Annotated in this window: 7 protein-coding genes; 5 read left to right on the top strand and 2 right to left on the bottom strand. The window is 68.4% G+C overall.

The window, feature by feature from the left end; all coding sequences use genetic code 11:
* Positions 1-362: 362 nt before the first annotated feature.
* The gene (locus CCS01_RS23795) at positions 363-1,100 is read right to left on the bottom strand and encodes a ribonuclease T2 family protein (protein ID WP_104521255.1); all 738 of its coding nucleotides are present in this window, start codon (positions 1,098-1,100) and stop codon (positions 363-365) included.
* 1,143 nt (positions 1,101-2,243) lie between these two features.
* On the opposite strand from CCS01_RS23795, the gene CCS01_RS23790 reads away from it, so the two are divergent.
* The gene (locus tag CCS01_RS23790) at positions 2,244-2,573 is read left to right on the top strand and encodes a hypothetical protein (protein ID WP_104521254.1); all 330 of its coding nucleotides are present in this window, start codon (positions 2,244-2,246) and stop codon (positions 2,571-2,573) included.
* 60 nt (positions 2,574-2,633) lie between these two features.
* On the opposite strand, the gene pip is transcribed toward CCS01_RS23790, so the two are convergent.
* Entirely contained in the window at positions 2,634-3,584 is a 951-nt protein-coding gene (gene pip / locus CCS01_RS23785) for a prolyl aminopeptidase (RefSeq protein ID WP_104521253.1), read from the bottom strand.
* Between the two features lie 52 nt (positions 3,585-3,636).
* Between pip and CCS01_RS23780 the strand changes: the two genes are divergently transcribed.
* From CCS01_RS23780 to CCS01_RS23765, 4 genes are read left to right on the top strand one after another with little or no spacing between them, the layout of a single operon-like run.
* A complete protein-coding gene (locus tag CCS01_RS23780) occupies positions 3,637-3,993 on the top strand; it encodes a DUF423 domain-containing protein (protein WP_104521252.1) in 357 nt (118 codons plus the stop codon).
* The gene (locus tag CCS01_RS23775; RefSeq protein ID WP_104521251.1) at positions 3,990-4,892 is read left to right on the top strand and encodes an SAM-dependent methyltransferase; all 903 of its coding nucleotides are present in this window, start codon (positions 3,990-3,992) and stop codon (positions 4,890-4,892) included. The genes CCS01_RS23780 and CCS01_RS23775 overlap by 4 nt, the downstream gene beginning before the upstream one ends.
* Before the next feature lie 48 nt (positions 4,893-4,940).
* Positions 4,941-5,648: a CoA transferase subunit A gene (locus CCS01_RS23770; RefSeq protein WP_104521250.1), complete on the top strand. Its 708-nt coding sequence runs from the start codon at positions 4,941-4,943 to the stop codon at positions 5,646-5,648.
* Between the two features lie 14 nt (positions 5,649-5,662).
* Positions 5,663-6,325 (top strand): CoA transferase subunit B, encoded by a 663-nt coding sequence (locus CCS01_RS23765; protein WP_104521249.1) that lies wholly within the window; start codon positions 5,663-5,665, stop codon positions 6,323-6,325.
* Positions 6,326-6,805 lie beyond the last annotated feature (480 nt).

Below are 6,805 nucleotides of genomic sequence, written 5' to 3'. Positions count from 1 at the left end.
CCGGTGGGCAGGATGCCCCACACCGGCTGTGCGAGCCACACCACGGCAACGCGCCCCTGCGTACCCTCGGCCGGCCGCTTGCCAGCCAAACGCACCGCCGCGACCAGGCGGCACCGTTCCCGGGCATAGGGCGAGTGCCTGGTTTTGCGGTTGTTTCCAGGATGTGTGCATGCGGCTGGGACACGCCTGGGCATGACGGTGAGGCAACGAACAGGGCACCAGATCCTTCTCCAGCCGTCGCCCTCTCCTGATACGCATGAGGTGAAGCCCTTCAGCCGGCCACGGTCGCGAATGCACTGGCCCACGCTGGTGACAATGCGCCGCCAGGCCCGGGTCCGCGACCGTCGCGAGCCGAAGCGGCTCTATCGGTTGACCGCCGGCACCAGTCCGGCCCCACCCGGGCAGCCGGAGTTATGGCCCATCCCGGCGTCGGCAACCGGCTCAGGCTGCAGGTCCTTCGACAGCACGACCCGGATCTCCGCCACCAGCGCCGTGCCGCCGCCGCGCGGGAAGGCGCAGTCCACCACGATCGCCTGCGCCAGCGCCGGATCCCTGGCCGCCACCGCCGGCAGCAGGTCGTCGATGCGCAGGCGCTGCCCCAGCATGCCGCGATCCCGCATCACCGCCCCGATGGTCTCGTTGGCGTGGCGGGCGAGGGTGACGGCCGCGGTGAAATAAACCTCGGGCGACAGGCCGGAACAGGTGCCGTGCTTGCGCCACTCATGCGCCGCGAGGCCCGGTCCGCCCGGCATGTAGTGCCCGAGATCGGCCAGCAGCGCGTCCGGCAGCGCGCCCAGCGGCGGTCCGCCGCAGTCGTGCGGCTGGCGGTTGACGCTGACGCCGACGCGGTTCGGCCAGAGCCCGTGCACGGTCAGCGGCGTCTGCTCGAACGCCGGCTCGGTCAGGTCCTGGCATTCCTGCTTCGCCTGGTTGGCCGGTGACAGTGCGCAGAACGCCGGCGCGACGCTCAGGCTCAGCAGATAATAGTCGAAACGGCCGGCCTGGGCCGCCGCCGTCCGGTGGCGCGCCTGGGCGGGCATGGCCGCCGCGAGCAGCGCAACGGTGGCGAGGGTCCAGCGCAGAGAACGTGTCAGGATCATGCCGCGACGCTAGAGCAATATCGGCCTGACTGGAAATCGCAGAGCGATTTCAGGCCGATGAAATTGCTCGCGAAATATGAGCCAGAGCGTCGAAAGTGGCGATCCCGGCCCAGCCCGCCGGAAATGCCACGCCCGCTGGATGTGGCAGAAGGCCCGCCGCCTTTTGCTCTTGCCGCCCTCGGCTAGGGATGGGGGGCTGAAGCCGGGGCGGGCGGTGGCAGTGCCTCCCCCGGAACCGTCCGTGCCTGCGCGTTCTTCCTTGATTTTCAACACGGAGAAAGCGGAGGACGACGAAGCGCCACGGAGACCGGACCTTGCGGGCGACGCGGGACCGGACAAGCGACATCCTTGGCCTGGCGATCACGCGCATCGTAGCGTTGCCGGGCCTGGTCGAAGCGGTTCATATTTGGGCTTGTTGCAGAATAATCGCTCCTATTGTCGCAGAAGCAGTTTGCCGCGCGGGCGGTGCAACTGCCATGGCCGGTAGCCGGGACAAGCCCCAATACGGTTCATTCAGGCGAAGATTCCGTTCAGTTAAGGCCGCCATTTGACGAAAATCCATGCGTTTTAAATGGCAAAAAATGCGACGGGGTCGGAACAACGCGCTTATGTGACCCGTATTGGGACAAGCCCAGGCACAGGCTCCGGCCGGCCATCCACGCCTGTGCTGTGATCAGCGAGACGTGGATGGTGGCCCTGCGTGGCCGCCATGACGTGGAAGGGCCGGTGCGCCGATCCGGCGGATCGGTGCTTCCGCCCCAGATGCTTTGTACCTGGCGCACGGCCTGCGTTGCATCGTTGGCTGACTCGTTCACACCCTTCGTGGCCCTTGTGTCTCGGTGGTCCTTCGCGTTCTCCGTGTTAAAGATCGGTCGCCAATCCAGGCTCTGCCGCCGCCTTGCCCCCCGGGGGACGACACCGCCGCTCGTCGCAACAGCCCAGCCGGGAATCGGGGCGGGATCTTCGGCAGCCGGTACCAGGCCGTTGCGGCGCCCGCGGGCAAGCCGGCCGGGCGATTCGATCGGGTCCGATATGCAATAAGTGCTTCCTCCTTGCATGTATGTTGCGCCGCAGCATAGGGTGCCGCCGCGTTCGGCCGCCAGCAACAGGAACCAGTCCGAACGTCGTTGAAAGGTTGGGGTCATGACCCGTTTTCTCATTGCCGGCGCCTTGCTCGGCGCCGTCAGCATAGCCTCGTCCGCCCAGGCGGAAACCATTGCGCCTGATACCGGATTGCAGGCGGTCCTGGGAACGGTTAACGTTACGATTTATTATCACCCTGTCGCGGCCGGCTACCAGGTCGTCACCACCGCCAGCACCGACCAGCCGGACAGCGTCATTCGCTTCGTTTCGACGCTGGCTCCTGGCCAGGACGCACTTGTTTCCGTTCCCCGCGGTGTCGGCCAGCCCGCGCTTGAAATCCACCTCCGCCGCGTCGGCGACCGGCTGGAGTTCCAGCGTCCGACCACCTGAAAACCGCCGCTGGATCCGGCTGCGGCGCCGGGGCACGCACCGGTCCTGGCTTCAGGCCGATCAGCGGGCGCCGCGGAAACGCTCCACGGCCGCGACCAGGGCGCGCCGGATGCCCGGCTCCAGCGCCGAGTGTCCGGCGTCCGGCACGATCGTCATCCGCGCATTCCGCCACGCCGCCGCCAGGTCGAAGGCGGTGACGGTTGGGCAGATCATGTCATAGCGGCCCTGCACGATCTCGGCGGGGATGTGGCTGATCCGGTCCATGTGGCCGAGCAGGCCCTCGGGCGGCAGGAACAGGCCGTGGGCGAAATAATGCGCCTCGATCCGCGCCAGCCCCAGCGCGGTACGGTCCTGCGAGAAGCCGTTGACCGTCTCCGGGCTGGGCAGCAGCGTGCTGCACGTGCCTTCGTACACCGACCAGGCGCGCGCGGCCGGCTGGTGCACCGCGGGATCGGGGTCGGTCAGCCGCCGCAGGTAAGCGCCCAGCAGATCGGCCCGCTCGTTCTCCGGCAGGAAGTTGGCGAAAGCGGCGTGGGCTTCCGGAAACACCGCCTGCATGCCGTGCAGGAACCACGTCACTTCCTGCGGCCGGCCCAGGAACACCCCGCGCAGCACCGCGCCCGAGACCTGGTTCGGGTGCGCCTGGGCATAGGCCAGCGCCAGGGTCGAGCCCCAGGAGCCGCCGAACAGCAGGAACCGGTCGATCGCCAGGTGCTGCCGCAGCGTCTCGATGTCGGCGACGAGGTCGGACGTGGTGTTGTTCTCCAGCCCGCCCAGCGGCCGCGAGCGCCCGGCGCCGCGCTGGTCGAAGATGACGATGCGCCAGAAGTGCGGATCGAAGAAGCGCCGGTGCACTGCCCCCGCTCCCGCCCCCGGGCCGCCATGCAGGAACAGCACCGGGCGGCCGCTGGCGTTGCCGGCCTGCTCCCAGTACATGACGTGGCCGCCGGACAGCGGCAGGTAGCCGGTCTCATAGGGGCCGATCTCGGGAAACAAGTCGCCGCGGGGCATGATCCCGCATGGTATAGGCGGCGAACGCGCGGGGAAACAGGGGTTTCATCGGATGCAGCGGATTTGGATCATCCTGGCGGCGCTCGCCGGGTGCGGCGCGGTGGCGATGGGGGCGTACGAGGTCCATGGCCTGAGCAATCCCGCGGCGCGTCAGATCGTGGATGCGGGCGTGCGGATGCAGGGATGGCATGCGCTGGCCTTGCTCGGCACAGCGTTGTGGACGCCGCGCGGCGGACGGCTGGCGCATGTCGCGGCGGCGGCGCTCGTGCTGGGCATGCTGCTGTTCTGCAGCGCGATGTATTCGCTGGGGATCGCCGGCGTCTCGCTCGGCCGCGTCGCGCCCACCGGCGGCTTCCTGCTGATGCTGGGCTGGCTGCTGCTTGGGGCGTCGGCGCTGCGCGCGCGATGATCGCCGCCGCCTACCTCGCCGCCGAGGGGTTCGAGGCGCCGCTGGCCGAGGAACTGGCCCGCCGCGGCGCCCGCATCGACGCCTGGCACGGGGGGCTGGCGCTGTCGCCCGACCCGCCGGTGGCTGTCGCCTGGGCGCTGGACATATGGACCGAGCCGCGCGAAATCGCCGTCCCGTCGGTGCGTGCCGCGGCCGATGCGTTGCGGGCGATGCAGCGCAACTGGGCGGCGTACGGCGTGGAGCACCACCGCCGCATGGCGCTGATCACCGAGCGTCTGCCGCCGGTGAAGGCGCGCCCGCTGGTGTTCCCGCAGCCGGCGCCGGCGTCCCACCTCGGCGCCTGGACGCTGCTGGCCCCGGACCGTTTGCTGGCCAGCCCGGTGAAGTCCAGCCCGTTCGTCAACGGCGAGTGCCGGTTCGAGGAAGACCACGCCGGACCTCCCAGCCGCGCCTACCTGAAGCTGTGGGAGGCGCTGACCCGCGCCGGGGCCTGGCCGGCGCCGGGCGAAACCTGCCTGGACCTGGGCGCCTGCCCCGGCGGCTGGACCTGGGTGCTGGCGAGGCTGGGCGCGCGGGTGACGGCGGTGGACAAGGCGCCGCTCGACCCCGCCGTCGCCGCCATGCCCGGCGTGGCCGAGCGCCGCGACAGCGCCTTCGCCCTGGCGCCGGAGAAGGTGGACTGGCTGTGCAGCGACGTCATCGCCTATCCCGACCGCCTGCTGGCGCTGGTGCGGCGCTGGATCGCGGCGCAGGCGCCGCGGCATATCGTCTGCACCATCAAGTTCCAGGGCGCGACCGATCACGACGCCGCGGAGGCATTTGCCGCGATCCCGGGCGGGCGGGTGATGCACCTGTTCCACAACAAGCACGAATTGACGTTTGTATGGGGTGCTTGCTGACCCGCCGCTGCTTCGGCTAGATGCGACGAATCTGTGTTGGGGGAGTGCATGGCGGTCAATAAGGTATTTCCGAACGCGCACGCAGCGCTGGATAGCGTGCTGCGCGACGGCATGACGATCATGTCGGGCGGCTTCGGCCTGTGCGGCATCCCCGACGCGCTGATCCACGCGATCCGCGACAGCGGGGTGAAGGACCTGACCATCATCTCCAACAACGCCGGCATCGACGAGGTCGGCCTTGGCCTGCTGCTGCAGACGCGGCAGGTGCGCAAGATGATCAGCTCCTATGTCGGCGAGAACGCCACCTTTGCGAAGCAGTACCTGGCCGGGGAGCTGGAGATCGAGTTCAACCCGCAGGGCACGCTGGCGGAACGCATCCGTGCGGGCGGGGCGGGCATCCCGGCGTTCTTCACCGCCACCGGCGCCGGCACGCAAATCGCCGAGGGCAAGCCACAGCAGGAATTCGACGGTCGGCTGTACGTGATGGAGCGCGGGCTGCGCGCCGATCTGGCCATCGTCCACGCGTGGAAGGCGGATACCGAGGGCAATCTGGTGTACCGCATGACGGCGCGGAACTTCAATCCGATCATGGCCACGGCGGCCGAGATGGTGGTGGCGGAAGTCGAGGAAATCGTCGAGCCGGGCGCGATCGACCCCGACCAGATCGTCACGCCGGGGATCTTCGTCAACCGCATCGTCAAGCTCGATACGGTCGATAAACGGATCGAGCAGCGCACCGTGCGCCAGCGGGCTTAAGGGGAGGCAGGACAATGGCCTGGACACGTGACCAGATGGCCGCCCGTGCGGCGAAGGAACTTCACGACGGGTTCTATGTGAACCTCGGCATCGGCATCCCGACGCTGGTGGCGAACCACATCCCGCCGGGGATGTCGATCCAGTTGCACTCGGAAAACGGCATGCTCGGCATGGGGCCGTTCCCGTTCGAGGGAGAGGAGGATCCCGACCTGATCAACGCCGGCAAACAGACGGTGACGACGCTGCCGACGACCAGCTTCTTCGACAGCGCGGCGAGCTTCGCGATGGTGCGCGGCGGGCACATCGACATCTCGATCCTGGGCGCCTTGCAGGTGGCCGAGAACGGCGACCTGGCGAACTGGATGATCCCGGGCAAGATGGTCAAGGGCATGGGCGGCGCTATGGACCTGGTGGCCGGCGTGCGGCGCGTGGTGGTGCTGATGGAGCACACCGCCGGCGGCAAGCCCAAGCTGCTGCGCCGCTGCAACCTGCCGCTGACCGGCGCCGGCGTGGTGGACCTGGTCATCACCGACCTGGGCGTGTTCCAGGTCAAGGCGAAGGGGCATGATGACGGCCTGACGCTGATCGACATCGCCCCGGGCGTGACGCTGAGCGAACTGCACCACAAGACCGAGGCGCCGTTCGCGATCGCGGACGAGCTGGAGATCGCGGCTTAAGGGACGGACCAGGTCGTCACCTTATCGTCACGGCCAGGCGTGTCCCCATCCGTATCAGGATAGGGCGGCGGCTGGAGAAGGATTTGGCGCCCGGTCCGTTGCCTTACCGTCATGGCCGGGCGTGGCCCGGCCATCCACCCCCCACCGTCGAAGCGCAGATGGCCGGGACACGCCCTACGGGATGCACAGATTTCGGAAACGGTCCGCTTCAGCCATGCGTCATACTGTCACGGCCTGTGCCGGTTTCACCGACGGCAATCAAGCGAACACGGAGTTCCACGGGGTTGGCACGGAGTTTCACGGAGTCGTCCGGGGCGCTCCAACATGGTCGCCCCTGTGGCGGCGTTCGATGATTTCAGGCGCTTCGCGCGAAGCGCAATATCCACGTCCTCCGTGAAACGCCGTGCAAACACCGTGGAACTCCGTGTTCGCTTGATTGCGGTGGCAAACCCACCCCCACCCCATCCCGATGGGCAGGAT

This window comes from Rhodopila globiformis, assembly GCF_002937115.1.
GTDB classification, from domain to species: Bacteria; Pseudomonadota; Alphaproteobacteria; order Acetobacterales; family Acetobacteraceae; genus Rhodopila; species Rhodopila globiformis.
Note: the sequence above shows the minus strand (reverse complement) of the source record. Positions and strands in the feature narration are given on the sequence as shown.

Coding starts and splice junctions, on each gene's coding strand:
- CCS01_RS23795 (WP_104521255.1), bottom strand. CDS start 1,100: ATGATCCTGACACGTTCTCTGCGCTGGACCCTCGCCACCGTTGCGCTG.
- CCS01_RS23790 (WP_104521254.1), top strand. CDS start 2,244: ATGACCCGTTTTCTCATTGCCGGCGCCTTGCTCGGCGCCGTCAGCATA.
- pip (WP_104521253.1), bottom strand. CDS start 3,584: ATGCCCCGCGGCGACTTGTTTCCCGAGATCGGCCCCTATGAGACCGGC.
- CCS01_RS23780 (WP_104521252.1), top strand. CDS start 3,637: ATGCAGCGGATTTGGATCATCCTGGCGGCGCTCGCCGGGTGCGGCGCG.
- CCS01_RS23775 (WP_104521251.1), top strand. CDS start 3,990: ATGATCGCCGCCGCCTACCTCGCCGCCGAGGGGTTCGAGGCGCCGCTG.
- CCS01_RS23770 (WP_104521250.1), top strand. CDS start 4,941: ATGGCGGTCAATAAGGTATTTCCGAACGCGCACGCAGCGCTGGATAGC.
- CCS01_RS23765 (WP_104521249.1), top strand. CDS start 5,663: ATGGCCTGGACACGTGACCAGATGGCCGCCCGTGCGGCGAAGGAACTT.